Source organism: Moorena sp. SIO3E8 (assembly GCF_010692445.1).
Classification (GTDB): domain Bacteria; phylum Cyanobacteriota; class Cyanobacteriia; order Cyanobacteriales; family Coleofasciculaceae; genus Moorena; species Moorena bouillonii.
Genome location: NZ_JAAHHM010000028.1, coordinates 1 through 26,226 on the forward strand (window position 1 = coordinate 1; position 26,226 = coordinate 26,226).

26 protein-coding genes and 1 pseudogene are annotated in these 26,226 nt (G+C 43.9%); 14 read left to right on the forward strand and 13 right to left on the reverse strand.

Features of this window, described 5'->3' with window-relative positions; genetic code table 11:
• The 3 genes and pseudogenes from F6K46_RS14720 to F6K46_RS14730 form a co-directional block, all read left to right on the forward strand.
• Positions 1 to 164 (forward strand): annotated as a pseudogene (locus F6K46_RS14720) (IS4 family transposase); the annotation flags it as partial.
• 465 nt (positions 165 to 629) lie between these two features.
• The gene (locus tag F6K46_RS14725; RefSeq protein ID WP_293062269.1) at positions 630 to 1,169 is read left to right on the forward strand and encodes a TRAP transporter small permease subunit; all 540 of its coding nucleotides are present in this window, start codon (positions 630 to 632) and stop codon (positions 1,167 to 1,169) included.
• Between the two features lie 4 nt (positions 1,170 to 1,173).
• Positions 1,174 to 2,505, forward strand: coding sequence for a TRAP transporter large permease subunit (locus tag F6K46_RS14730; protein WP_293062271.1), 1,332 nt, complete (start codon positions 1,174 to 1,176; stop codon positions 2,503 to 2,505).
• Here the strand turns inward: F6K46_RS14730 and F6K46_RS14735 are convergent.
• The 4 genes from F6K46_RS14735 to F6K46_RS14750 all read right to left on the reverse strand — a co-directional run bounded on the left by F6K46_RS14735 (position 2,477) and on the right by F6K46_RS14750 (position 3,944).
• A complete protein-coding gene (locus F6K46_RS14735) occupies positions 2,477 to 2,653 on the reverse strand; it encodes a hypothetical protein (RefSeq protein WP_293062273.1) in 177 nt (58 codons plus the stop codon). The two genes, F6K46_RS14730 and F6K46_RS14735, sit on opposite strands and share 29 nt — an antisense overlap.
• A gap of 213 nt (positions 2,654 to 2,866) precedes the next feature.
• Complete coding sequence (locus F6K46_RS14740) at positions 2,867 to 3,151, reverse strand: hypothetical protein (RefSeq protein WP_293062275.1); 285 nt, start codon at positions 3,149 to 3,151, stop codon at positions 2,867 to 2,869.
• 98 nt (positions 3,152 to 3,249) lie between these two features.
• Positions 3,250 to 3,534: a hypothetical protein gene (locus tag F6K46_RS14745; RefSeq protein ID WP_293030644.1), complete on the reverse strand. Its 285-nt coding sequence runs from the start codon at positions 3,532 to 3,534 to the stop codon at positions 3,250 to 3,252.
• Positions 3,535 to 3,539: 5 nt separating this feature from the next.
• On the reverse strand, positions 3,540 to 3,944 hold the full coding sequence (locus F6K46_RS14750) for a hypothetical protein (RefSeq protein ID WP_293062277.1): 405 nt from the start codon (positions 3,942 to 3,944) through the stop codon (positions 3,540 to 3,542).
• An 885-nt stretch (positions 3,945 to 4,829) separates the two neighbouring features.
• On the opposite strand from F6K46_RS14750, the gene F6K46_RS14755 reads away from it, so the two are divergent.
• Positions 4,830 to 5,657, forward strand: coding sequence for an ABC transporter permease (locus F6K46_RS14755; RefSeq protein WP_293062279.1), 828 nt, complete (start codon positions 4,830 to 4,832; stop codon positions 5,655 to 5,657).
• Between the two features lie 39 nt (positions 5,658 to 5,696).
• On the opposite strand, the gene F6K46_RS14760 is transcribed toward F6K46_RS14755, so the two are convergent.
• The 4 genes from F6K46_RS14760 to F6K46_RS14775 all read right to left on the reverse strand — a co-directional run bounded on the left by F6K46_RS14760 (position 5,697) and on the right by F6K46_RS14775 (position 10,467).
• Positions 5,697 to 7,007, reverse strand: a complete 1,311-nt coding sequence (locus F6K46_RS14760; RefSeq protein ID WP_293062281.1) for an ATP-binding protein — start codon at positions 7,005 to 7,007, stop codon at positions 5,697 to 5,699.
• A 2-nt stretch (positions 7,008 to 7,009) separates the two neighbouring features.
• Complete coding sequence (locus F6K46_RS14765) at positions 7,010 to 7,459, reverse strand: response regulator (protein ID WP_075899451.1); 450 nt, start codon at positions 7,457 to 7,459, stop codon at positions 7,010 to 7,012.
• A gap of 20 nt (positions 7,460 to 7,479) precedes the next feature.
• Positions 7,480 to 9,585 carry a PAS domain S-box protein gene (locus F6K46_RS14770; protein ID WP_293062284.1) on the reverse strand — a complete coding sequence of 702 codons (2,106 nt, stop codon included), beginning with the start codon at positions 9,583 to 9,585 and terminating at the stop codon, positions 7,480 to 7,482.
• Positions 9,586 to 9,813: 228 nt separating this feature from the next.
• Positions 9,814 to 10,467, reverse strand: a complete 654-nt coding sequence (locus tag F6K46_RS14775; protein WP_293062286.1) for a hypothetical protein — start codon at positions 10,465 to 10,467, stop codon at positions 9,814 to 9,816.
• Positions 10,468 to 11,039: 572 nt separating this feature from the next.
• On the opposite strand from F6K46_RS14775, the gene argB reads away from it, so the two are divergent.
• The 4 genes from argB to F6K46_RS14795 all read left to right on the forward strand — a co-directional run bounded on the left by argB (position 11,040) and on the right by F6K46_RS14795 (position 13,183).
• Positions 11,040 to 11,933, forward strand: a complete 894-nt coding sequence (gene argB / locus F6K46_RS14780) for an acetylglutamate kinase (RefSeq protein ID WP_075899458.1) — start codon at positions 11,040 to 11,042, stop codon at positions 11,931 to 11,933.
• A gap of 331 nt (positions 11,934 to 12,264) precedes the next feature.
• On the forward strand, positions 12,265 to 12,393 hold the full coding sequence (locus tag F6K46_RS14785; RefSeq protein WP_293062289.1) for a hypothetical protein: 129 nt from the start codon (positions 12,265 to 12,267) through the stop codon (positions 12,391 to 12,393).
• A gap of 10 nt (positions 12,394 to 12,403) precedes the next feature.
• Positions 12,404 to 12,919: a hypothetical protein gene (locus F6K46_RS14790; RefSeq protein WP_075899460.1), complete on the forward strand. Its 516-nt coding sequence runs from the start codon at positions 12,404 to 12,406 to the stop codon at positions 12,917 to 12,919.
• A 120-nt stretch (positions 12,920 to 13,039) separates the two neighbouring features.
• Complete coding sequence (locus tag F6K46_RS14795; protein ID WP_158069568.1) at positions 13,040 to 13,183, forward strand: hypothetical protein; 144 nt, start codon at positions 13,040 to 13,042, stop codon at positions 13,181 to 13,183.
• On the opposite strand, the gene F6K46_RS14800 is transcribed toward F6K46_RS14795, so the two are convergent.
• A complete protein-coding gene (locus F6K46_RS14800; RefSeq protein ID WP_293019827.1) occupies positions 13,184 to 13,507 on the reverse strand; it encodes a PepSY-associated TM helix domain-containing protein in 324 nt (107 codons plus the stop codon).
• 137 nt (positions 13,508 to 13,644) lie between these two features.
• Between F6K46_RS14800 and F6K46_RS14805 the strand changes: the two genes are divergently transcribed.
• Both F6K46_RS14805 and F6K46_RS14810 read left to right on the forward strand, forming a co-directional pair.
• On the forward strand, positions 13,645 to 14,478 hold the full coding sequence (locus F6K46_RS14805; protein ID WP_293062292.1) for a DUF3153 domain-containing protein: 834 nt from the start codon (positions 13,645 to 13,647) through the stop codon (positions 14,476 to 14,478).
• A 431-nt stretch (positions 14,479 to 14,909) separates the two neighbouring features.
• Complete coding sequence (locus F6K46_RS14810) at positions 14,910 to 16,667, forward strand: protein kinase (RefSeq protein ID WP_293062294.1); 1,758 nt, start codon at positions 14,910 to 14,912, stop codon at positions 16,665 to 16,667.
• 2 nt (positions 16,668 to 16,669) lie between these two features.
• Here the strand turns inward: F6K46_RS14810 and F6K46_RS14815 are convergent, their stop codons facing one another.
• From F6K46_RS14815 to F6K46_RS14825, 3 genes are all read right to left on the reverse strand, one after another.
• The gene (locus F6K46_RS14815; RefSeq protein WP_293062296.1) at positions 16,670 to 16,801 is read right to left on the reverse strand and encodes a hypothetical protein; all 132 of its coding nucleotides are present in this window, start codon (positions 16,799 to 16,801) and stop codon (positions 16,670 to 16,672) included.
• Positions 16,802 to 16,858: 57 nt separating this feature from the next.
• Positions 16,859 to 19,675, reverse strand: coding sequence for a preprotein translocase subunit SecA (secA, locus tag F6K46_RS14820; RefSeq protein ID WP_293062298.1), 2,817 nt, complete (start codon positions 19,673 to 19,675; stop codon positions 16,859 to 16,861).
• A 347-nt stretch (positions 19,676 to 20,022) separates the two neighbouring features.
• Complete coding sequence (locus F6K46_RS14825; protein WP_293019821.1) at positions 20,023 to 21,099, reverse strand: hypothetical protein; 1,077 nt, start codon at positions 21,097 to 21,099, stop codon at positions 20,023 to 20,025.
• A 721-nt stretch (positions 21,100 to 21,820) separates the two neighbouring features.
• Here F6K46_RS14825 and F6K46_RS14830 point away from each other — a divergent pair.
• Positions 21,821 to 22,198 (forward strand): hypothetical protein, encoded by a 378-nt coding sequence (locus F6K46_RS14830; protein ID WP_293062300.1) that lies wholly within the window; start codon positions 21,821 to 21,823, stop codon positions 22,196 to 22,198.
• Positions 22,199 to 22,403: 205 nt separating this feature from the next.
• Positions 22,404 to 22,820, forward strand: a complete 417-nt coding sequence (locus F6K46_RS14835) for a transposase (protein ID WP_143727844.1) — start codon at positions 22,404 to 22,406, stop codon at positions 22,818 to 22,820.
• Positions 22,821 to 22,860: 40 nt separating this feature from the next.
• On the opposite strand, the gene F6K46_RS14840 is transcribed toward F6K46_RS14835, so the two are convergent.
• The gene (locus F6K46_RS14840; RefSeq protein ID WP_293062303.1) at positions 22,861 to 23,811 is read right to left on the reverse strand and encodes an Rpn family recombination-promoting nuclease/putative transposase; all 951 of its coding nucleotides are present in this window, start codon (positions 23,809 to 23,811) and stop codon (positions 22,861 to 22,863) included.
• 279 nt (positions 23,812 to 24,090) lie between these two features.
• Here F6K46_RS14840 and F6K46_RS14845 point away from each other — a divergent pair, with 279 nt between their 5' ends.
• Positions 24,091 to 25,389, forward strand: coding sequence for a P-loop NTPase fold protein (locus F6K46_RS14845; protein WP_293062305.1), 1,299 nt, complete (start codon positions 24,091 to 24,093; stop codon positions 25,387 to 25,389).
• A gap of 113 nt (positions 25,390 to 25,502) precedes the next feature.
• Positions 25,503 to 26,078 (forward strand): Uma2 family endonuclease, encoded by a 576-nt coding sequence (locus tag F6K46_RS14850; RefSeq protein ID WP_293062307.1) that lies wholly within the window; start codon positions 25,503 to 25,505, stop codon positions 26,076 to 26,078.
• Positions 26,079 to 26,226: the final 148 nt, after the last annotated feature.

Here is a 26,226-nt window from a genome sequence, read left to right on the forward strand (position 1 = left end):
GGAGACATAGCAGTTTTTACATTGGTTTATATGGTCAAACCTGGGTAAAGTTTAAGGATTGTTGTCTAGAATTAGTAACCGAATTAATGAGACTCAATCCTAATAAACGAAAGTATTATCAACGAGGGATAAGGGCTAGGTTGCTTATAGAATCTGCATTTTAGCTTATTTCGTCGCCCCCTCAGGGTAATTCATCACTATCCTTTCATCAAACACTTATTATTTTGGGCGTTGCTGAATTGAAGTATGAATGGGCGATCGTTTGGTTTTGGTAAAGCCCCCTAAATCCCCCAACTTTGGGGGACTTTTAGAGTTTTGTTCCCCCCAAAATTGGGGGGCTAGGGGGGCACAATCATACCCAGAATCACCAACGCCTTATTTTGCTTGGATAGAACTTATCCAATCTGATCTATTTTTGGGCACAATGTCTTGATGCAATAAGTAGTCGGACAAAATTAAAATTAACTGTTGAAATAGGGAGCAGGGAGCAGGGAGCAGGGAACAGAGGGATTTTTATAAATTTACACAACTTAATAAAGCTAGGTTTATTTTTATCCAGCTACTTAGCCAGTGGGTAATTGCTATGTTAAAATATCATTCCAATAGCTGGTAAGTGAGGAGTGTGGCTATTGCAACAACTATTACGTATCTCTAGAGTAATTGATAGCTTCAACGAGAGAATCGGTCGCTTAACCTACTGGATTTTGCCACTGATGATCATGATTGGTGTGTGGAATGTAGTTGGTCGCTACTTGGGACGTTTTATAGGAGAAAATTTAAGTTCTAATGGGTTTATCGAAACTCAGTGGTACTTATTTGACTTAGTATTCCTGTTGGGGGCGGCTTACACTCTTAAGCATAATGGCCATGTGCGAGTGGATGTTTTTTATAAGAGTTTGAAGCCAAAGGCTCAAGCGATCGCTAATTTAATTGGGACATTATTGTTCTTAATTCCCTTCTGCATCATGGTAATTTATTTTTCTTGGGGAGCAATTGTTAATTCCTGGACGATTCAAGAGATGTCCCCAGATCCAGGAGGGTTACCCCGTTATCCAATTAAATCCATGATTATTGTCAGCTTTGGGTTGCTGATTCTTCAAGGAATCTCAGAAGCCATCAAAAACTGGGCAATTTTTGCTGGATATTTGGCACCCCAGGAGGAGGAATAAAACCATGGGTTATGACTGGTTAGGTCCAGCCATGTTTGGCGGTGCCTTAGTATTACTTTCCATCGGCTACCCGGTAGCCTTCTCCCTAGGTGGGGTGGCAATTTTGTTTGCCATCATAGGAGTGAGTTTGGGTATCTTTGACCCGATTTTCATGACCGCTATCCCCCAGCGGATTTTCGGTATCATGGGCAACTACACTCTCCTAGCCGTGCCCTACTTTATTTTTATGGGTTCGATGCTAGAAAAATCTGGCATTGCTGAGCAGCTGTTGGAAACCATGGGAATTCTGTTTGGACGGCTGCGAGGGGGATTGGCCTTAGCGGTGGTGATTGTGGGTGCGTTGCTGGCCGCATCTACTGGAGTCGTTGCCGCAACAGTAGTGGCAATGGGACTGATTTCCCTACCAATTATGTTGCGCTACGGTTATAACAAAGAACTAGCCACTGGGGTAATCGTGGCATCGGGTACATTAGGACAGATTATCCCACCGAGTGTCGTACTAGTGGTATTGGCAGATCAGTTAGGAATATCCGTAGGAGACCTGTTTATCGGTTCCGTGATTCCTGGCTTAATGATGGCTGGGGCGTTTGCCATTCATGTGATCATTGTAGCATGGCTCAAGCCAGATGCAGCACCAGCTTTACCACTAGAAGTCCGAAATATCAGTGGGAAAGCCTTGGGAAAGCGGGTAATCCAATCAATGGTACCACCATTATTGTTAATTCTATTAGTATTGGGCAGTATCTTTTTTGGGATTGCCACTCCAACGGAAGCAGGGGCTGTGGGTTGCCTGGGCGCAATAGTATTAGCTGGTGTGAATGGTCAGTTGAATTTGCCATCCCTGCGACAGAGCTCTGATGCGACGATGCGGATTACCAGCATGGTGATTTTTATATTGCTGGGTTCAACAGCATTTAGTTTAGTGTTTCGTGGCTTGAATGGCGATCGCGTCATGGAAGCGATGCTGTTAAACCTTCCCGGCGGTTACATTGGCTTCCTAGTAGTCAGTATGTTAACTATTTTCCTACTAGGCTTCTTTATAGACTTTTTTGAGATTGCCTTTATTGTAGTACCGCTGTTTGCTCCAGTCGCCCAACAGCTTAACCTTGACTTGGTCTGGTACGGGGTAATTATCGGAGCCAATCTCCAAGCCTCATTTCTGACACCACCCTTTGGCTTTGCTCTGTTTTATTTACGGGGTGTGGCTCCACCAGAAGTGAAAACCATGGAAATTTACCGAGGTGCGATTCCCTTTATCCTGTTGCAACTGCTGGTGTTAGTGTTAATTATTGCCTTTCCTGGTATAGTCAGCTTCTTGCCATCATTGAGTACTTGATTTGACAATCTAGGTTAATGGGAGTCGGGAGTCGGGAGTCGGGAGTCGGGAGTGGAACAGGCATCTTGCCTGTTAGAATTCCCAGTTCATGTATGGTGGGCAGTGCAGCAGACAGATCATGAAGCTTGCAAACCGCGTTGGTAGGCACTGCCCACCCTACGATTAATGACTTAACAATGTGGGTTAATGGGAGTCGGGAGTCGGGAGTGGAACAGGCATCTTGCCTGTTACAATTCCCAGTTCATGTATGGTGGGCAGTGCAGCAGACAGATCATGAAGCTTGCAAACCGCGTTGGTAGGCACTGCAAGGGCTGTTGAGTTTGAATCCCTTATGCAGATAAAAGTTCATGCAGTTTCTATGTCAATTTTTGTAGCCTGAAAAATAGCCCGACGCAAGGCCCACGGGAGATTCTCCAAAGTGCTGTCGATACCAATGTTGGACATCACAGAAGGAAACTGTTTCCATGGCAGCTTTAACAAGTTCAGAGGTCAACTGGGTGGTGAGCAGAGGCAGTGTCAAGAGTAAATGCCCCATATGCTTGAGGGATGACCTTTGGGAAAACAGTTTATATTTACCAAAGAGGGACTCGATGATATCACGGATAGGCAAGTAGGGGCTGTTTTGGAGGCAATGCTGTGGTTTCATGGTCAATATAGGCAATTAACGTAGGCGATAAGTCCTCTAACCGTTTCGATCAGGTTAAATCAGCTGTTTGTTTGATAAAGTCTGTTTTCGAGTGTTGGTTAAACCCTTGATGGCTTTTGCTGGTATTGAAGGGTGCGCACTAAGAAAAGCATCTGGTTGAAGGGTTCGAGGGCCTCCTGATAGTCCGACACCCAACCCAATTTTTCCGGAAAGTACCGTCTACCGAGGTCAGCGGTTTGGCAAATTAAGGAACCAACTTCAAAGAAAACTGCCTCTGAAAGACACCCTTTGAGGGCTTCAATAAAGGCTTTCTGGTCAGGAAATGGCTTTTGTTTAAGGGGTTTTAAGGCCCCATTGACCTCAGCAGTTAACTGCTCACTCAAGGTTTTTAAGGCACTCGGATCGCGCGCAGTAGCCGGGATTGACCCTTGAGAAATCCTGCTGCTTCTGATCGGCCAATACGAGGCCCGGCCCACTCCAATAAGGTGTCAATATTGAAGTATCGAGCTTTGGCTCGTTGTGCGGGTGGTCTTAAAAAAGATAATGGACTCTGCTGCAACTGTTGACGGCTGCGGGTACACCGACTGACAAAGCGTTGATAGATTGGATCGAGCTCTAACTCACCTTTGAGTAATCGGGCACTTTGATGGGTGACATCATAGGTCACCTGCACAGAAGGATGAGCTTGATGGTACAACCGAATGCCCTTATAGAGATCACTGCCTTGGTCCCAGACAAGCTGTAAGGGAACCCCGACCTGGTCACCAACCGCTTCGAGGATTGGGTAGATCAAGTCTCCGAAGAGTGCTCTTCATGACCTTTAACGCTAGTAATGACAAGTCCTGATAGCACAATTTCCCAGATGATTGCTCCACGATGTTCTTCCACCGGGCTTGGCTGATTCCTAACACTACTAAGCATTTGTGAGCCCCTAATTCCAGGGTCAGATCGGCAATGCACACGCCAGTCGTGACGGTACTCGCCCCGGACGCTGTAGCAAGTATAGTCCCATCCGCAATACCCATTGCCGAATACTACTATAACTCGGGTTATACTTGACCGATGAACCGACTCAATAGGGCCAAATTTTTCGAGGCTCCCCGGAAACTGCTTAAACTTTCAACCACTTTCGAGATGGCTAAGCTAATCGTCAATGCTCCATAATGGTGGCTGGCTAACAGAGTGCTTTGGGTTTCAACAATCCCAACGGTGGCAGAGCCGCCTACGGACGGGGGGGGACTGCTGTCTGATCAGACAGGGGGCTAACCGATGGGGATGAGCTCTGTTGACGATACGCTCGCACCTCCTTTTCCGCTATCTGGGCTCGTCGAAACCACAGGGCTCGACTTTTCTCGCTTGTCCGGGATCCGGATTTCTTGTGCTCGCAATTTCTTTTGCTTCTCACTCGCTCTTTGCTTCCAACGATCACGGCTTTGCTTAAATAAATTGGCCAGACGCTCAATTGAGCTAAAGTCTCCTTGTATCATGGGCAGATCCTGGCAACCTGGTCACACAGATTATGCATGAACTCATACCATCAATCAAGTCCTAGAGTGAACAGCCTAGGCACTGCCTACCCTAGGATTAATGACAATGGTGCTCATGCATAGAATCTTGTGGTCGTCGGTAGTAATATTGACTAATGTAAAGGAAAATTAACTTAATTTAAACCAATACTGTGAAATCCAATCTATCACTGCCCCATCACAACACCTTCAAAGGGTCCCAGTTACCGACTATAGTCACAGATAGCCTCACGGTTTTGTGGGGGGACTGGCTAAAGTTACGGGTGCGAGCGACCCAAGTCGTTGCTAGTGGGCTAATCTCCCCAGTGATCTACATATTGGCATTTGGTCTGGGTCTAGGGAGTACCTTAGATCGGACAATGACTCCCCCAGTTGGTGAATCCTATTTAGAATTTATTCTGCCAGGAATGGTGGCGCTGTCGTCTATGACCATTAGCTTTGCTGGCACTACCTTTTCCATTTGCGGTGATCGGCTATACACGAAAACCTTTGAGGAAACCTTGTTGATGCCAGTGCATCCCTTAGCCTTGCATGTCGGCAAAATGATGGCGGGGATTTTGCGGGGATTAATGACATCTGCTTCAGTGATTTTGGTAGCAGTGCTGTTTACTGGAAAAGTATGGAGTTTTCTCAATCCCTTATTTTTCTTGTTGCTAGTGCTTAATTGTGCTGTGTTTGCCGGTTTAGGGGTGATAGTAGGATTAAATGTCAAATCCTTGGAAATGGTTGGTCTTTTCAACAACTTCTTAATTGTTCCGATGTCCTTCCTAGGTGGGACATTTTTTGACCCAGGGACCTTACCTACAGCCCTAAAAGTTATTGTCTATCTATTGCCTCTAAGTTATACCAGCACTGGACTCCGGGCTGCTGCTTACTTACCCCTGTCCGAGTTTCCCTGGTATGCGATACCGATTCTGCTGGGGTTTGCGATCGCACTTTCTCTATTTGGTGCTCACCAATTTGCTCACCAGCAAGACTGATTAGGCATACTTACCCTGAACAGCTTAACCACCATTAACCTAATACTTAACACCTGAATAACGGGCTGAGTGTAATGGCAATGTGACCGTAAAAGCTGTACCAACTCCCACTTCACTCTCTACACAAATCTCACCACCGTGTAGGTTAACACATTTTTTGACAATTGCTAATCCTAGTCCGGTACCAGAGATAGTACCAACATTACTACTGCGCTGGAAAGCCTCAAATAAGCGTTTTTGGTCTTCTGGGGGGATGCCAATTCCGGAATCTTGGATCCGGAACATAGTACTATGATCACTCATGATCAGATCAAATTGGATATCACCCCCATCCGGTGAATACTTAATCCCATTGGAGAGCAAATTAGACAGAATTTGCCGCAAAAGTTTTTCATCTAGATAAGCTTTGTCAAACCAACCCTGACTAATACAGCAGGAGGTTTCCTTGGTATTATCCATACAGTTAAAGTTAATAGTCAACCCAGGCTTAGCTGTTAGTTTAAATTCTTCCACAATTTCCTGACAGAATGCTAACAAATCCATAGGTAATGGTTTTAATTCCAATTTTCCTGCCTCAGCTTTACTGAATAGCAGTACATCACTCACTAACTTAGTCAGATGTTTAACCGTCGTTTGAATCCGTTTAAAATGACGTTGCTTTTTTTCGTCAGACCATTTATGACTATAATGTTCTAATAATTCTGCGGAAGATAGGATGGTGGCTAGTGGGGTGCGATATTCATGAGAAACGACAGAAACAATCCGAGATTTGAGGTCATTAAGTTCTTTTTCTTTATTCAACGCCTGACGAAGTTCTTCTTCCAAGCACTTCCGACTGACAATTTCCTGTTGCAGGTACTGATTTTTTTTCCTTAATTCATCGGTTTGTTCCGCAACGCGATGCTCTAATTCCTCATTGAGTCGTTGCAATTGCTCCTCACTTTGTCGAAGCTGCTTCATAGTATTGGCTCGCTCAATGGCATAGCGAATTGTGCGAATCAGCAATTCACTATCAATTTTGCCCTTGACTAAATAATCTTGTGCTCCTTTTCGTAATGCTTCTAGGGCGGTCACTCTATCATTTAGACCCGTTAACACCACAATGGGTAAATCCGGTACTACCTCGTGGGTTTTTGTTACCGTAATCAATCCCTGTTTATCCGGTAACGATAGGTCTAACAAGACTATATCAAAATGATGTTTACTGAGGGAATCAATAGCATCTTGTAACTTTTCTACCTGCACCAGTGACCACTGAATCTCTTGGGCATCAGTTAAAATGATTTGGAGAAGATCCGCATCAGCTGGGTTATCTTCTACTAGCAAGATTTTTAGGGAATGGGTGTCCATATTTATTGATATGATGGCAGTCTAACAAGGTTTAACCAAAATTCTTCAATCAGCTTTACCATCGACATAAAACTTTCCAAATCAATGGGTTTACAAATGTAGCAGTTAGCTTTTAGTCTGTAAGTATTGATAATATCTTGCTGAGAGTCAGATGTGGTTAATATAATAATTGGTATTGTACTTATCTTGGGGTCTTCCTTTATTTCTTGGAGAACCTGGCGACCATCTTTTTTAGGTAAATTGAGATCCAGAACAATTAAAGCTGGACGTGGGGCTTCCTGATATTTGCCCTGCTTACGGAGGAATGCGATCGCCTTAGCACCATCATCAACCCAATGAAAGTTACTGGATAGCTTGCTATCACATAAGGCCTCTAAAATGAGTTCGGCATCACTCGACGAATCTTCTACCAGCAGAATATCAATTGGTTGAGTATTTGTCATAATGTTCATGATGCCAGTTACTGAAATTTCTAGATAATGTTTAACTCATGATCAGGCTGTGGTATTGAGAAGTAAAATGTTGTGCCTACTCCTAGCTCTGACTCTACCCAAATTTTTCCCCCATGACGCTCTACAATCTTCTTACAAACTGCTAGACCAATGCCTGTGCCGGGATACTCACGGCGGGTATGCAAGCGCTGGAAAATAGTAAAGATGCGCTCAAAGTACTCAGGCTCAATACCAATACCATTATCACGAACTGAAAAGATCCATTCCTTACCCTTCAGTTCCGCTGAAATATGGACTCTGGGTAGCTCTTGGCTGCGAAACTTAATAGCATTACCGATGAGATTTTGCAGAAGTTGACTCAGTTGTATATCATCCCCCATAACTACAGGTAAGGAGTCATGGGTAACTATGGCATCGCTCTCGATAATCGCCACATTTAAATTGTCTAAAACCCGATTCAGTACTACCTCGCAGTCAGTAACTGCTAATTGTTTACCATGGGTTCCCACCCGAGAAAAACTTAGCAGATCCTGGATTAACTGCTGCATGTTAGTAGCGCCATCTACGATGTAATGAATATACTTATCCGCTTGAGCATCCAGGTTACTCTGGTATTTTTTAGCTAAGAGTTGGGTGTAGCTACTAATGGCTCGCAGTGGTTCTTGTAAATCATGGGAAGCCACGTAGGCAAACTGTTCTAATTCACGGTTAGATCGGGATAAATCTTGATTAAGTCGTTTGAGGGACTCTTGAGCTTCCTTACGCTCTGTAATCACCTCAGTACTCATAATGATACCGCTAATTTTCCCAGCAATGTCAACCCAAGGACCGATTTCCCACTTCAGCCACTGTTGTTCACCATTAGCGCGAATAAACAAATCTTCTTCACACTCTGCTGAATAACCCTCTAAGCACCATTGGTGTATTTTCTTCCAACGCTCAGGAGTTTCTGGAAATACGTCGTAGTAGCTTTTGCCAATGATGTTGTCATCAGAGATGTTGTACTCTGAGTACCAGTGGCGACTAACAAACTGGTACCTCATCTGCTGATCGAACATGGCAATAGCTGCGGGTACATATTCCAAAAATAGGTTGAGCAGCTCTAGGTTGTTGCCTAATTCCGACTCAACCTGGCGGCGCTCTCTGATTTCAGCTTTTAAGACTTCATTAGCTGCTGCTAGTTGCTTTGTCCGTTCTGATACTCGTTTTTCTAACTCTTCATAGGCTTGGCTGAGGACATCGTCCTCTAGCTTGCGCTTCGTGATATCCTCTACCACGGACACCACTCCGATGATGGTGCCATCAGATTCAATTAAGGGAGCATTGTGCCACTGGCAAAATATACTACTGCCATCTTGTGGATGGTAGTTTTCCGTAATGCAGTTGCTACACTGAAAATTCAAACAGTCTTGCAGAACTCGCTGGAACTGCTCTACGGAAGATTGCGGCTTCATCAATTCATGGGCACGATGCCCAAAGGCTTCCATCTTCTTATAGCCAAAAATTTTTTCGGCTACATGGTTCCACTGCATCACTTCACCATCCAGGCTCCACTCAATGAAACCAAGGGGAGTTTGCTCTACCAGGAGGGACAAGGTTTGTTGGGATCTCAGTAGTTCTTCTAGGGTTTGCTTACGTTCAGCAATTTCCTTTTCCAGAGCTGTGTTAGTCGCTTCCAGTGCAGCTCTACTGGAGAATGCTAAGACTTTTGGCATCACTACTACTAGTGCGATCGCGCTAGACAGAGAAAGTATGGCACTAGTGCCTTTGACTAAACCAGAGAGCCAATAATCGGGATGCCAAATTGTCCAGACTTCCAGCAAGTGACTGGTGCCACAGCACAAAACCAAGGCACTAAATAGTAATAAAATCTTCAGTAATGGCAGATCTTGGTGTTGAGACCAAACATAGATCAGCAACAGCAGAATAGAGTAATAGGATAGAGCAATTAGTAAATCCGATCCAGCATGAAGTCCAACTAATTCAGGCTTCCAGACATAGCAATGCTCGTGGAATATATAATGACCGGAGAACATCTCTTGTAAGGTTTTGAGCATATGCCGTTGGTCAATTGGGCAAGAATTTCCAGCAGCACCGATGGTAACAGCAATGGTCAGATTAACCATCTTGGTTTCGTACCAAGTAGCAGATCTCCAACTTATCCGTTGGAGTTAATTCCCTTGTGAAGTGGAACTGGGTATCGAGAAGGTAATCACCTCCCATGACAGTAAGACACACTTGGTTCTTCTATTCTTAACGTTTTGATCAGCGACTGTAAATCTGTGAAATTACGGAATTTAAAATTACCCCACAACAATTCTTTGCCCAGAGAACTTTAAATCCCAATTTGGGAATTAGACAGCTCGATTTCTCTTTCTATCCAAAGATTGCAGCATCACCTGCCAGCATACCTGGCTGAAATAGAGAGTGATGTTCATAATACCCAATAACCGAGTGGCATCTTCTAGCATGGCTCTGGTTCCTTGTCCTGACAAATGGGAGAAGTCTACCAAACCAGATATTACAAATAAAATTGCCGCAATCATCAGCAGTATATATGGTGTAGCTCGAATTATCCTCCAAAAAGCTAATCCATACAGGATGGCACCTATGCCATACATAAAATACACCGGCGCTTTGGAAATCCCTTGCTTTGCTAGTATTAAATTAATCCTGAAGACATCATCAGTTAATAAGATTCCAATGCCAAGGGCAGAGTATAAAATAAATCGATTTATTCGTTGATTCGGCTGAATTTTGTTTAGCAAAAACCAGCACCATAAACAAATTGTTACTACTACGCACCACATTAATTCAGACAAAGCTGATAACGTGCCGATGTAGGGGCGATTTATAAGAAAAGGATCATCAAAAAGTCCTACGACTATATAACCCCTGTCCTGAATCTTGACATAAATACTTAAAATTAAAAATAGTATAATAATTAAGCTGTTATACCAAAGAATATAATGATCGTGGCGCAGCTGCTTGAGAAGGATTTTCAGCATCGAGGTGAAACAGGTAAATAAGCAATTGTTTGTTGGGCTATATACTTAAGCTAACACAGGAGCTCATGGTAATCGGTCATTGCTCGGTAGTAGTGAGGAAAAATTACTGATTACTAATTACCCATTAAGGTAAATCTAAGATAAAGCCCTGCTTGAAGCTAGTAGCCTGGTTTTATTCTGTTAAATTAGTCTTGGGTTTTGCTTGTAAATCCGCAATTTTTTCTAAAAACTCTCTGATTTCAAGATCTGGGTGAGGTACCTCCTCCTAGGTTAATTGGAATAGGGAGTCGGGAGTCGGGAGTCGGGAATCGGGAGTCGGGAGCGGTGCGACCCGTGGCGAATTTAATTCGCCTACGGAAAGCGCACCGAGGGAGTCGGGTCGAAAATTATACTTATATCACCATCTGACCATTTGACCCATCTATCTTTTAGGAGAAGAAAACAGCTATACCTCTGTTCCCCTGAAGCTTTGTCTGTTCCAATTCTTAAGAAACGAGCCATTCTATCTAGCCCTAAGCTATGAAAATGATTTACACTGCTGTGGATGTGATTATAGATTTGAGTGATTGCCTATGCTCTATACTCAAGAGTACATAAGGGAAACTGAAGCAACCCGTGTGCGGGTACTCAGTGAAGCACTACCCTACATCCAAAAGTTTGCTGGTCGCACAGTCGTGGTTAAGTATGGTGGTGCGGCCATGAAAGACAGCAATCTCAAAGACCAGGTAATCCGGGATATAGTCTTCTTAGCTTCTGTGGGTGTACGACCAGTAGTTATTCACGGTGGTGGTCCAGAAATCAATAGCTGGCTGGGGAAATTAGGGATTGAGCCACAATTTAAGAATGGTCTGCGGGTGACCGATGCTGCCACGATGGATGTAGTGGAGATGGTGCTGGTGGGTCGGGTGAATAAAGAGTTGGTCTCTGGGATTAACTACGCCGGTGGTAATGCTGTCGGGCTGTGTGGCAAAGATGGTAACTTATTCGTAGCACGCCCACAAGGTCAAGAGGGTATTGGCTTTGTTGGGGAAGTGAGCAGTGTGGATGTGGGGCTATTAGAGTCTTTGGTCAATAGTGGCTACATTCCAGTAGTGTCTAGTGTGGCGGCTGATGATACTGGCCAAGCTTACAATATCAACGCTGACACGGTTGCCGGTGCGATCGCAGCTGCTTTAGAAGCAGAAAAGCTGATCTTGCTGACTGATACCCCTGGGGTTTTGAAGGATCCTAAAGACCCATCTAGCCTGATTGCTCACCTAGATATTCAACAATCACGGGAGTTGATTGACAGTGGGGTAGTGTCTGGTGGGATGATTCCTAAGGTAAACTGCTGTGTGCGATCGCTTGCTCAAGGGGTACGTGCGGCTCATATTATTGATGGTCGCATTCCCCATGCCCTGCTCCTGGAAATCTTCACCGATGAAGGAATCGGTTCGATGATTGTGGCATCGGAATTTAGCAACTAAGGACAAATCGCAAATGGCAACTAGGAAATTGTTAATTGAGGCTCTTCCGTACTTGTTATGCTAAATAAACACTTTTGCAAAGGGAGCAGGGAGCAGGGACTGAGGCCGTTGGCCACGCTACGCGAACGGAGCAGGGAGCAGGGAGTAGTCGGAAGAGGCGGTATTCAGAAAATTTTGCTAGTTAAATAGCCTCAGAACCCCTGTAAAGTAAGCTTTATAAGCTTTTTAACTGTACATTTAGCATCAAAGGTACTGAAGAACCTTAATTGAAAATGGAAATTAATAATTAATTCTTTAATTATTAACAATTAATAGAGAGTTTATCGTAGCTATGAGGTACGAATTATTTTTTACCTCTTCTCTCTTCCGACTTCGCTATTCCCTACTCCCTGCTCCCTGCTCCCTGCTCCCTAAAAACTGTAAATTTGTACCTCACAATTTGTTGAATTGCTATAATTAAAGAATGACTAATGGCTAATGAAAAATTTTACCTTGAGTACCAGTCAGGAAAAGCCGCATTTGAACGAGGAGAATATCGTGCTTCTATAGAGCATTTGACCACAGCCAGAAATCTGGTAAATCTATCCTCTGGGCTCGGGGGAGAGGTGCAAATGTGGTTGGTGATGGCTTATGAGGCAGCTGGGCAAAAAGCGGAAGCGATCGCACTTTGCCAACAGTTGACTAGCCATCCTGACCTAGATACCTCCAAACAAGGTAAAGATTTACTCTATATTCTGCAAGCTCCTCAGCTGACTAGACCAGCAGAATGGATGACCAACATTCCTGACTTAGGTGCGATCGCAGAAAGTGACGACCGGGAGAGTTATGTGTATAAGTCTTTTAGCGATCGCAAGCAGCCTAACCTAGGATTGGTACCAGAACCCCTAGATCCTGCTGAGATTAACACTAAGGATAATCAATTCGTCTGGCTAGCTGTTGGTTTGGTGAGTTTAACCCTGGGTGGATTGATTTGGTTTGGGCTTTGATATCACTAGCTAAGCTGTTCAGCATTTAGATTGGGATACCTAAATTGCTCAAAGGGAACAGGGAACTGGGAAAAACCAATTTAAATGCGCATCAGCTTAGCAGAGACTGTTTCTTGAACTTTGCTTAAATCCAAGGGTTGGGTGGGTCGCACCGCTCCCGATTCCCGACTCCCGACTCCCGACTCCCGACTCCCGACTCCCGACTCCCTCAAACCCACTTCTAGTAAGCCCCTCACGGAATTAAAAACTGCTAGAGTCAGTTAATTAACTATCTGGGGCGGTTTTTTTATCTGTCACTTTGCTAGAAAAAATACCTTTCTTGCTGATACTTTTCCAATACATTACTATACCTGTAACTAACATAAAAATTAATCCTAAACCATTTAAAAGTACATAAATCGGCCTCAGTTGATCACCAAGATATTCTCCTTCGTGAATCGCCATTAAAAAGTGGGTTTGATCTTTAGAAAGCCCAAACCAGGCTCTCCCTAATCTATAGGCTATGCCGGTGATTGCTGTGATCATGAAAGGCAGTACGATGATTGGAGCTAAAGTACTATGCAGTTTACGTAAAGTAGGCTTATTCATAGGATTTGGGCTGGTTTATGAGATTCTATAACATGATTACAACATGCTATTGTATTGGTTTTAGGTTATATATGTAACAAATCGACCTATTGTTTCATAAATCCCTAAGGACACTAAGAAAAAAAGGAGAAGGGTTGGTGAAGTTAAATTTTGTGAGTTTAAGGCAGTTGGTTAGTGGAACTCTGAGGCATTTACGGGTTCTGGGGGTGATTGTGCTGGCATCAGTGCTACTGTCTGGTTGTGTCAACTATGATCTTGGGGTCAGGTTTGACGGTGAACACCATGGCAAGATTGTCCAGCAGATCAAGCTTGGAGAACAGCTGACAAAGTTGAGCGATGCTGAGGCGACCAAATGGCTCAGAAGTCTCGAAAGTCGGGCAAAGCAGCTTCAGGGCAAAACCCAGCGCCTCTCAGACCGAGAAATTGCGATCGCAATTCCCTTTAACAACGGTAAGGAATTAGTATCCAAGTTTGAGCAGTTTTTTAACCCAGTTGGTCACCCAGAAGATGCCCCATTAGCACCAGACAGTGATAGTAACCCAAGTTTTAACTCTAATTTACGCCTAGATCAAAACAACTTTTTTGTGGTGCAACGAAATCACTTAAGCTATGACCTGGATTTGCGCAGCCTAGGGGTAATCAACTCTGATAATGGCAAGGTTGTGGTTACTGCTGGTTCACTGTTGGATTTGCAGTTTAGCCTAGAGACCCCTTGGGGAGCAAACAGTATTGAGAAATCCCCCAATGCCATTAGTCCCAAGATTTACGATGATGGACATCAGCTAGTTTGGACACTGCAACCTGGTCAAATCAACCATATCGAAGTGGCATTTTGGCTACCCAGCTCCCTAGGTATTGGTATGATTATTATCATACTGGTGGTATTAGGTGGTTTCTACGTAAAATACAAGTCTTTCCCCTGGGAAAGAACTGAAACTAATCAACCAGCAATACCATCAAATGTGATGTAGTTTAGACCAGTTAAAGTTAGACCAGTTAGAGAAACCAGTAATAGCTATTGGTTTCTTAACGACTAAATTTATCAACATTAACTGGTAAGCATATGCGCTACGCGCACGCTGCGCGAACAGCCGTCAGCTGTCAGCCGTGAGCCTTGGCCTTTGGGCCACGCTAAGCGAATGGCTCACGCGTGCGCGTTCAGCCTAATGCTTAAAATAAACCTCGAACCCAAAAATTTAAGAGTTCGAGATTTTATCAAATTGAAAGTCTGGGTAAAAGCCCATCTAAGCATTCAGTAGTCAACCATTGGCCTTTGGCAAAGCGTGCCCATAAGCACATCAAGTAGCGTGCCCATAGCCCATAAGCACATCAAGTAGCGTGCGCGTAGCGCTAATCGCTGATAGCTGATAGCTGAATGCTTACGTTAACTTTCTATAAGCTTATGAATAATTGTCTAGAATTTAAAATTCATGGCTATCAGATCATCAGGGAGTTAACGTGCAATCAAGCCGTCGGCAGATACACTTACCTGGCGATAAACCTCAAAACTCAACAGTATGTTGTGATTAAGCAGTTTCAGTTTATTCAAACTAACACAAACTGGTTAAATTATGACACATACGAGCGTGAAATTCAAGTGCTGCGAGGATTGGAACATCCGGGTATACCGTGCTATCTAGATTCGTTCCAAACTGAAGATGGCTTTTGCCTAGTTCAGGAGTATAAACAAGCCTCATCCCTGGCCAAACCGCGAAGTTTTAGTCCTGATGACATTAAGCGAATTGCGATTTATTTGCTGGAAATTTTTGTCTATCTCCAAAACCGTATTCCCTCAGTAATTCATCGGGATGTTCAACCAGCTAATATCTTGGTAGATGATGATCTCAATGTCTATCTGATTGATTTTGGTTTTGCGCGACTGGGGGATGGAGAAGTAGGGGTTAGTAGCCTGGTTAAAGGAACCTTAGGCTTTATGCCACCAGAGCAATTATTTCGGCGTCAACTCACCGAAGCATCAGATCTCTATAGTGTAGGTATCACATTAATTTGCTTATTGAGTAATACCAAAGCAGAGGATATTGATGATTTAGTTGATATCCGCTATCACGTTAATTTTCAGCATTTAATTCCGAAGGTGAGTCCCCATTGGGTGAAGTGGTTAGAAAAAATGGTGGAACCCCAACTGGAGAACCGCTATCCCAATGCTAGAGCTGCTCTAGCCGCTATACCTACTGACCCGATTTGTTTACCAAAGGTTGACTTGAGTCACAGCAGTCTGGAGTTCACCGGGACTAGCTTGGGCAAAAAACTGACTCACTCGATCTCGATCAAGAATCCTATACCTGAGACAACGTTAACCGGAAAGTGGGAAGTTGCGCCTCATCTTCACGATCCACCTCATACCCCCGATTACCATAGCTGGATTTCGTTTGAACCAGCCACCTTTGAAGGGAATCAAGTTGAGTGCAAAATCACCATTGATACTGGAAAGTTGATGGCGGATAAAACTTACCACAGAAAGGTTTTACTGCAGACAAATTCTTCCCCTAAGACCTATTCGTTAGATATTAATTTAAAAACTGCTCCTATCCCAATTACTCGGAAAAAACTCCCCTACGCTTACCTCGCCCTATTGTTACTATTTGCTGTAGCTGTTGATTGGATTATAGCCTCTAGTCTGATGATCTACGGAACTCTAATGGGAATTAGTGCTACACCTGGTTTTAGTACCTTAGCTGGGGCAGCAGTAGGTTTGGAATTGGCAGCGTGGTTAACTGCAACAGCTGGTCGTACCTCAGGGGCAATGGCGGGAGCAACGGCTGGTATTTTAGTTGGTATTCTTACCTGGGTAACGGCTTTGACTGGATTGGTAGCAACAGGAGAAGCTACAACAGTGGTTGGGGCTGTAGCTGGACTAGTGGGTGGATTGATGAGTGGGGTAGCAATCGGTATTGTGGTAGAAAAGTTTATGGATAGGGGATTGACTAGGCATTTTTCGATCTGGCTGTCACTGGTGAGTACAGCTTTTGGGAGTAGTTTGGGTCTAATTTTTATCCTGGGATTGCTTGATCCATTGGTACCAGCCGCTCTGGTAGTAACCGGTATCCCCTTAGTGGCAATGATTACTTATATTCCTTTGCAACGAGCTAGAAAGATTGCTGAGTATCGTCAGGCAGAACGCAAGTTGATTCGACCATAAAGTTAAGTCGGGAATCGGGAATCGGGAATCGGGAATCGGGAATTGGGAATCGGTTGACTAGTGACAACTATAGTTAAACAAGGCAAAAGGCAAAAGGCAAAAGGCAAGAGGCAAAAGGTTAAGGGCAGCAGCAAACCTTAAACCTTAAACCTTCAACCTTCAACTTCTTAAACCTTCAACTTAAAAAGGCATTACACTGCTTGGGGTTGCATTTGTGGCTGGAACTGGAATAGGGAGTATACCACATTCCGGCGGATATCGATCATCATTTCCAAGAACATCTCATAGCCTTCCTGCTTATACTCAATCAGGGGGTCTTTTTGCCCATAACCTCGTAATCCCACTGACTCCCGTAGGGCGTCCATGGATTGTAAATGCTCTCGCCAGAGGTTATCGATTTGATTCAAGATAAAGAATCGCTCAGCTTGTCGCATTAGTCCTGGCTGGATTTGATCGACTTGAGCTTCCTTGATATCATAGGCTTTCCGGACTTCTTCATGGAGGAAGGTTTTGATTTCCCCGACAGTCATATCTTCTAGATGCTGTGGTTCTAGATCTTGCAGTAAGTAGACAAATTCTTTGACCTTTCCTACCAAGCTCTCTAAATCCCACTCTTCTGGTGGTAACTCTGGGTTAACGTAGGCATCTACAATATCACTCATGGTCTTTTCGGCATACTGGATGACTTGTTCTTTGAGGTCTAGTCCTTCCAGCACTCGCCGTCTTTCTGCATAAATTGCCCGCCGTTGGTTGTTCATTACCTCGTCATACTCAAATACCTGCTTCCGGGTATCGTAGTAGAAGGTTTCCACTTTTTTCTGGGCATTTTCTAAGGAGCTGGTGAGCATCCCGGATTCGATGGGCATATCTTCCTCAACCCGGAACATATCCATCATCCTTGCTACGCGATCGCCTCCGAATATCCGCAGGAGATTGTCTTCCAAACTTAGGAAAAATCGGGTAGAACCTGGGTCACCTTGCCGTCCAGCTCGTCCTCTGAGCTGGTTATCAATACGGCGGGATTCATGGCGTTCAGTGCCAATAACGTGCAAGCCACCTTTTTCTACCACCTCATTATGTTCTCGGGTGGTGAATGCGTCATATTCCCCTTGAATTGCTTTATAGACTTCCCGCAGCTTTTGAATAACTGGGTCATTGGTGGGAGCATTTTCTGAAGCGATCGCTAATTTCTCTTCTGCTTCTAGTTCCGGTAAACTCTGCTCTCCATACTGTTCAACTGCAAAATTTACTGCCTCTTTTAGGAGTTGTTCCGTTTCCCGGGACAATTTGGTAGGGAAAATCTGAGGGCTAACCTTCCAGCTTTTCGGTTTCTTTCCTGGAGCAAACCCAACGGCGTCCGATTTAGGCTTGGCAGTAGTTACCCCTATGGGGGCAAAGGCTTCGTCTTGCTCTGGCTGCACTATTTTGGGCATAAAATATTCCCGTAGCTTCAGCCGTGCCATGAAGTCAGCATTACCTCCCAAAATAATATCTGTTCCTCGCCCGGCCATGTTAGTGGAAATAGTCAAGGCTCCTTTGCGTCCTGCCTGAGCCACAATTTCTGATTCCCGCTCCACATTTTCGGGTTTAGCATTGAGCAGGTTATGGGGTACCCCCTTTTCGGCTAACAGACCCGACAACAACTCGGATTTTTCTACACTGGTGGTTCCCACTAGCACCGGACGTCCTTGTTCATGGAGTTCAGCACATTCTTCTGCTACTGCCCTCCACTTAGCTGGCTCGGTCTTGTAAACCACATCAGAGACGTCTCGACGTTTAGAGGGTTTGTTAGTGGGAATAATGGTAACTTGCAAGTTGTAGATTTTTTCAAATTCCGCTTCTTCTGTTTTCGCGGTACCTGTCATACCGGCGAGTTTGGGATAGAGCAAGAAGAAATTCTGATAGGTAATGGTTGCCAGGGTTTGGGTTTCATTTTGAATGTCTACCCGTTCCTTGGCTTCTATGGCTTGGTGTAGACCATCACTCCACCGGCGTCCTGCCAAAACTCGGCCAGTGAACTCGTCTACAATCACTACTTCCCCATTCCGCACGATATAGTTGACATCTTTCTGAAACAGTTCCTTAGCCTTGAGGGCATTGGAAATATAATGAGCCCAAGGGTCTTTGGGGTCGTACAAATCTTTAACCCCTAGAAGTTGCTCCGCTCGGATAAAGCCTTCATCGGTCATCAAGATGTTACGGGCTTTTTCATCAACTTCGTAGTGTCCTAGTTGTTCACCATTGTCTGGATCTTCTGGATAGAGCATGCGGGCAATGTCTGCTGCCTTAATGTACTTCTCAGTCGGTCGCTCCACTTGCCCAGAAATAATCAGTGGGGTTCGGGCCTCATCAATCAGTACTGAGTCTACTTCGTCAATGATGCAATAGTTAAATGGACGTTGCACCACATCTGACATTGCTGTGGCCATGTTGTCCCGGAGATAGTCAAAGCCTAATTCACTGTTGGTGCTATAGGTAATATCACAGGCATAGTTCTTTTGCCGCTCGACCGGGGACATTCCCGATTGAATCAGCCCGACACTCAGACCTAGGAAGCGATGAACTTGTCCCATCCATTCCGCGTCCCGACGGGCTAAGTAGTCGTTAACGGTTACAATGTGAACCCCTTTACTATCGATGGCATTGAGGTAAGCTGGTAGAGTAGCCACCAGGGTTTTTCCTTCACCAGTTTTCATCTCTGCGATTTGCCCTTTGTGCAGGACAATGCCACCCATGACTTGGACATCATAGTGACGCATTCCCAGAACTCGCTTTCCTGCTTCCCGCACTACAGCAAAGGCTTCTGGCAGAATTTGATCAAGAATTTCATCACGCTCTTGACTAGTGTTGGCTTTCTCCAGCTGCTGTTTGAACTCTGCGGTTTTGCCTCTGAGTTGTTCATCCGATAGGTGCTGGATGTCTTCTTCGAGGAGGTTAACTTCTACAACATCAGGTTGGTACCGTTTGAGTTTACGTGCGTTGGGATCACCAATTAGTCTCTTAAGCATAGCAGGAGAGGGAGATGTATAGTTGTGGGATGTATAGTTGTGCGTTTAGGGACACTTTTATAGATATCCTACCAAACTCCTGTGTCAAAAGATGGGGGAAGATCGGGTAATGGGCAAGGGTGAAGATATTTGTCAATAAAAATGAAAGTGTGGGAAGGGTGGGGAGGGTGGGAGGTGTGGGGAGATGGGGAGATGGGGAGATGGGGAGATTTTTATTAAGGTTAATTAGTCTGACTCTAATAGATAATTGAATACTGATCCAACTATACCTTATTCTCTGGCTTGATTGTCTGACTTGGGATACCGATTCTCTCATCATTCCATCATCTCATTATCCCATCATCTCATCATCGCTTTTCCCTTCCTCCGATCGAGCCACTCTTCCAAGGAGAAATTAAAACAATTAATCGCCGGAATAGGTAAGTAATCATTCTTTTTGAAAGGTATGGTGTCAGGGATTTTAATCCTTCTCGCTGGACTTTTCTGAGGTAAAAGACAATTCCTCTTAAAAAATCCTGCCAGCGTCTGCCCCAGTATTCTTTCTGAATTCCCCCTGGATCAAGACGTATATTGTATGGATTGTAATTATATATATTTAATGAATTGAGTTGAGTTAGACCTTCTTGCTCTGCAAACTGTTCATAAGTGATGCCATTGTGCCGAAACTCGGGATTAGTATCGGGATAAATCCATTCCGATACCATCCAATCTTGACTAGCAAACAAGAATTCTGCACAGTTTTTCGTTACCTGAGCATATTTCAATCTAATCCCAATGGGAATTTCAGCCCAAGGACCATGTTGCCATACGAAATCTGGGTCAAAAAATGCTTTAAATGCCAGGTCTTTGCCATTAATTCTCAGGCGAGCTACCCGACCAACCATGCCAGCTCCAGCTATTTCTACCTCAACCTTCATTCCCCCTGTAGATAGCATTTCAGGATGAATTGGAGCTGGTTGTGTAGGCAAATCCTGGGAGGGCAAATCCTGGGAAAGCATGGCCTTGGCATACAACCCTTTGGAGTTGACCTCTAATTTTTTCCTAGAAGGCTTCGCCTCTACAACAGATTTTGGAGTGTGCTGACATACTCTGGTTTTTTTTACTAAAACAACTGTCTTGTTTACCCTACCTAATCTAAGCCGCACTCTTTTTAGGTAGAGTGTGACGCGGTGTCCTTCTGAGGAGGTACTACTGACATACTTGGCTAATTTATCTAAAAATTGTCTTAACTCTTTGATGGTAATCCCGTTAGTTACATCCAGTAGCTCGGAAGGTGGTGGATAAAAGTATAGCTTTTTTTGACCAGTTGATTTGATCACCTGTTGGCAGAGAGCATGAAATTTCCTGGGAGACATCAGTTTTTGCTGAGCCTGACGTATAATTGGTGCGACGAGTGATTCCTCCCAGTGCTGGTAATCTGCCATAGTTTTATCCTTTTTCTGCCAAATTTATTATTATCTACTGTTTTAACCATCTTTGAGCTCTAAACTTCACACTTCTTAACTGTTTGAGTGAGGGGTGAGGGTTAGGGCGTGTTTTCTTGCCTCGGAGATCCCCCATTATCCCCCTTAAAAAAGGGGGACTTTGAGTATGGCTCCCCCCTTTTTTAAGGGGGGCTGGGGGGGATCATAATCTTGCGGAAAACTTTGAAAACACGCCCTAGTGGTCAGTAATCGTAAGCATTAAGCAATCAGCTGTCAGCCGTCAGCTAATCAACGGGAGGTAAGAAAACAGTTTACGGTGCTGGTGCGACTGGTTGAAAATCTGTGCTCGTTTTACTCATCCGACCCCGTTCAGTTAAAGCGCCTGCTAGCTGATAGCTGATAACTGATAGCTGAATGCTTATGTTCCTTTGGAACCGCTTCGCGATGAAGCGAAGCTTCCGCTAAGAGCGATCGCATAAAAATACCACCAGAGAGGGGGGTATGGGAACATTCATTAAGGTAAGCTACGTTTATCTCGTCTATCTGTGTAAGTATTGAGCGATCAGTTATCAGCTATCAAGCATGGATCTTTAGTTCGACAAAAACACCCGACTAAAAAGGTGTCACAAACCTGACTAAACCCCTTTAGCTGATAGCTGACGCTTTTACCTAATCTATCGCTAGCTTAAATAGCATTGCTCTTCCACAAGACGTTAGCAAGATGAAATTCTCAATTGTGCTTCTCACAGGACTGATGGCTCTAGTGCCTGTAGCTCCAGTTAACGCTGAAAGTCGCATCGTTGTTGGAGATAGTAACCTAGACGTTGTCATCTCTTCATTCGGGCGTAAACACAGGCATCGTTCACACCGCAGGCATCGGCGCATCTATTATCCCAGGCGTGGGCGTGGGCGTGGGCGGGTGCGAATCTATTCTCCTAGGCGTGGGCGGGTGCGAATCTATTCTCCTAGGCGTGGGCGCGGGCGAGTCTATTCTCCCAAGCGCAGGGACGATGAAATCTACTATCGTAACCGTAGGGGAGTCAGAATTTATTCTCCCAGGCGCAGACATGATGGGATTTTTTATCATGACTATCGGTAGTTAACTGCAACTTTTGAGGATTCAAATTAACCATCTTTCAACTCCAAGGGGACTCCCGTTATACCCGCGCATGAAGCGCGGGAGACGGGGCGTATAAAGTGCGGACGCAGGTTCCGCACACAGCCCCTTGGGAATTGGAGATTGGATCTGTTGCGTGTCTTAGACATTTCCGCTAAAATACTAGTTTCAGTAGCGGGAATACTGGATGCTAACTCAAGTTAATAATCTTCGTTTAGACAAGCAGCAGATCAAAGCTCTCAGGCAGATGTGTCACTTGAGCAAAAATATGTTCAATGTGGGACTCTATAATGTCCGTCAGTACTTTTTTCAGGAACGAAAGCATCTACGATACGAGAGCAACTATTATCACTCGAAAGAGAATGAGAATTACAAGTTATTACCGACGGATATTGCTCAACAAACCCTAAAGATTGTCGATAGATCCTTTAAATCTTTCTTTGGTTTGATCAAGCTTAAATCTAGTGGAGGCTACCAGGAAAAAGTTAGGATTCCTAATTACCTTCCCAAGGATGGGCATTTTATTCTTGGCTTACTTCTGGTAGCTAATCTCCCTTTTCATCCCCTATTCCCTGCTCCGAAGTCCCTGCTCCCTAAAACCTAGAAATTTGTACCTGACCGAATTAAAAACCGCTGTATTACTCTTAAGTTTCATTCAACCAAACCCTTAAATCATCAAGATTCGAGAAATCTAAGCAGGCTTCACTCAACCCTTCCAACTGGTCCAGTGATAGTTGAAGAATTTGCTGTTGCAGTTCACTCGGTATTTCTCCTAAGCTACGGGATAGCAGACGGAGAATCAGTGCTCGTTCTCGTTGTGCTCCTTCTTCTCGACCTTGTTTTAGCCCTTCTTCTCTACCTTCTTGTAAACCTTCTTCTCGACCTTGTAGCAACCCTTCTTGTCTAGAAGTCTCGACAATATTATTCATGTCGCGGTAATATTTGAGACTGTTTTGGTAGTTATCCTGTTCAGTGCGAGAAAAATTCGCAATTTCTGCCACGTCAAACAGTTGATTGAAGACCGACTCTTGGAAAGGTTGAGGGCGATTCTGTAATTCTGATAGATTTTTAAGGACAAACAGCCATTTATCAAAATGTGTTTCTAACTGGTCTAGGGTTTTGGTAAATTTGGGTAATTCAATATACAGGAATTTGAGTTTGTCATAAAACACCTGACAATCCTGATTTTTTAGCTCCACAGTATGTAGGATTGTCTCATCATCTTTATGGTTGTCAAAAACAAAATCTAAGACACCGACAGTATAAACCGCCTTTAACTGATAATCCCAATCGCCTTTTTGCGCTTGTTCTTGGATTGGAAATGTGGAATAGTAAACACTTCTATCTTTAAAGAAGTTTTGTTTTGCTTTTTGAAGTAGAACAATAAAGCCTTCCCCAGTTTTGGCTTGACAGTAGATTTCAAAAATTACCTTGTCTGTATTCTTGAAGGTAACATCTTCAATTTCATGATGAGGTGGTAAAAGGGTATTTAAAAAATCAATAAGTAGTGCTTTATTTTCTTCCGTACCAAAAACACGCTTAAAGCCAAAAGCCGTAAGTAAAATAATATACTTATCTTTGAGATAATAGACCATGATAGTGCTAGGGGAATCGTAAGCTATCAGCGGTCAGTCGTAAGCTATCAGCTATCAGCTAATGCGCACAATTTTTATTGTAAGCATTAGGCTGACAACTGACAACTGACAACTGACGACTAACCGCTGACCGCTGACCGCTGACCGCTGACCGCTGACTGCTTAATATTATAGTTATGATCTAAATCTAAATTTTATTCCCTGTTCCCTGTTCCCTGTTCCCTATTCCCTACTCCCTACTCCCTACTCCCTACTCCCTACTCCCTATTCCCCTTAACCATGAGCAACGCCAAGTATTGGAAACCAGCTTACCAACTGTTTAACCCAGAGCAACCCCTGACCACACCAGAGGAAATGAAAGATTTTTATATCCAGCGAGAGGATAGTCCAGTAGAAAATTTAATCGCTATTCTGGAAATGGAAGATGAACCAGCTAAGTTTTTATTAGCTGGTCATCGGGGCAGTGGAAAAACCACGGAATTGCGACGAATTCAACAGGAGCTAGCAGAAAACTACGCCGTAATCTGGGTTGATACGGCAACAGCTCTTGACCGCTATAACATTGGTTATGCTGAGGTGGTGGTGTTGATTGGAATGGAGGTTTGTCGCCAAGCCATTAAACCAGGCTGGTGGTCAAATCGGGATCAGCGCTTACTGGATGATTTAGAAAATAGCCTAACAACAGTAATTTATCAAGATAAAGAAACGGAGACTGAACAGTTAGAGTTACCAGAGGTTTTGAAAAAATTGGGGTTAATTCTGAAACGGGGATTAACTCGGGATATGACTAAAACCCTTAACATTCGCCCTGCTGTTAGTGACATCATTGATCGAGTTAACGATATTATCAAAGCTGCTGAGAAAGATCGTAAGCAAAAATTATTGGTAATTGTAGATGGTCTCGATCGCCATGATTTGAGAACCGCTTTGGAAATGTTTGCTAGTCCGCTGCTGACAGAATTAGAGTGTCATATTATTTACACCATTCCAATTTCCTTACGATATTCCCCTAGCTTTCGCCAACCGATGGAAAGCTTTCAATGTTTGGATTTGTATAATTTGCCTGTATTTGAATGCGATCGCAATTCTGGTCCCACCTCAACCCCTAACCAAGCTGGTCGAGATAGGTTGAAGTCTGTGATTACCAAACGATTAGCTAAAATTAACGAGACAGACCTATTCACTCCCGATGCCCTAGAGCTATTATCTGAAAAGAGTGGTGGTGTGCTCCGGGATTTAATCCGACTAGCGCGGGGGGCTTGTCAGGTCGCCCTGAAGAAAAAAAAGGAATATGTAGACACAACCATTGCTAAGGAGGCGATTCAAGAAGAACGCAAAGCCTATACTATCAACGACTATCATTTTAAAGAATTGGCTACTGTTCACGAAACTGGTCGCTTAACTACCAATACCCATCATTTGCCCAAGCAAGGGGAATTTGTCATTTGTGATGAACTTTTACAAAATAAGTATGTCTTAGGGTATTACGGTGACCATACCTGGTTTGATGTGCATCCGATTATTATCGAAGACTTGGAACAGTGGCAAGGGAGTCAGAATTCAGCTGTCAGCTCTTAGGTTTCAGGTAAGCATTCAGCTATCAGCTGATGGTCTAGGCTTTGGGTTTTGTTAGAATAAAGCAGCCCTGCTTAAAAAGGGGGGAAGGGCATGGGTAATCGGGAATGGAAGCAATGACACAGACACTCTCAAAACCAAAAGACCAACGGCTGATTCACTCTGGGATGAATTGGCAACAATTCAAATTACTGGAACAGAGCTTTGCCGATTCACCAGGAATACGGTTATTCTACTACGGAGGAGAAGTAGAAATCTTGGCAGTTTCTCAAGACCACGAAACCTTTAGCCGCTTGATCGGGATTCTGTTAGCTATCTACTTTGAAGAAAAGGGAATTGAGTTCACCCCTACAGGAAGCTTTACCCAAGAAAAACCAGGGGTAGCCTCAGCACAAGCGGATGAGTCTTATTGTATCGGAAAGCCAAAGAAAATTCCAGACTTATCTATCGAAGTGGTTTTTACCAGTGGTAATCTCTCCAAACTCAATCGCTATCGGGAGTTGGGTGTACCTGAAGTCTGGTTCTGGGAAGATGGTCTATTTACCTTACATCATCTCAGAGCAGACGGTTACGAACGAATTTATACCTCAGAGGTGTTACCAGACCTAGATATGGAGTTGTTAACTAGGTCTGTAGTAATGGCGTCTACAGTTGAGGCAATGAGGTTTTTCAGAAAGGCAATTTCTGAGTAGTCGCGATGGTAATAGGGAATTGAGAATTGAGAATTGAGAATTGAGAATTTAGAATTTAGAATTGATAGGGTTTCTTCCATGTATTATGAGGTACTCTTATCAACCTCATCAATCCAATAAATTAACGATTTTTGTGAATACTAATCCT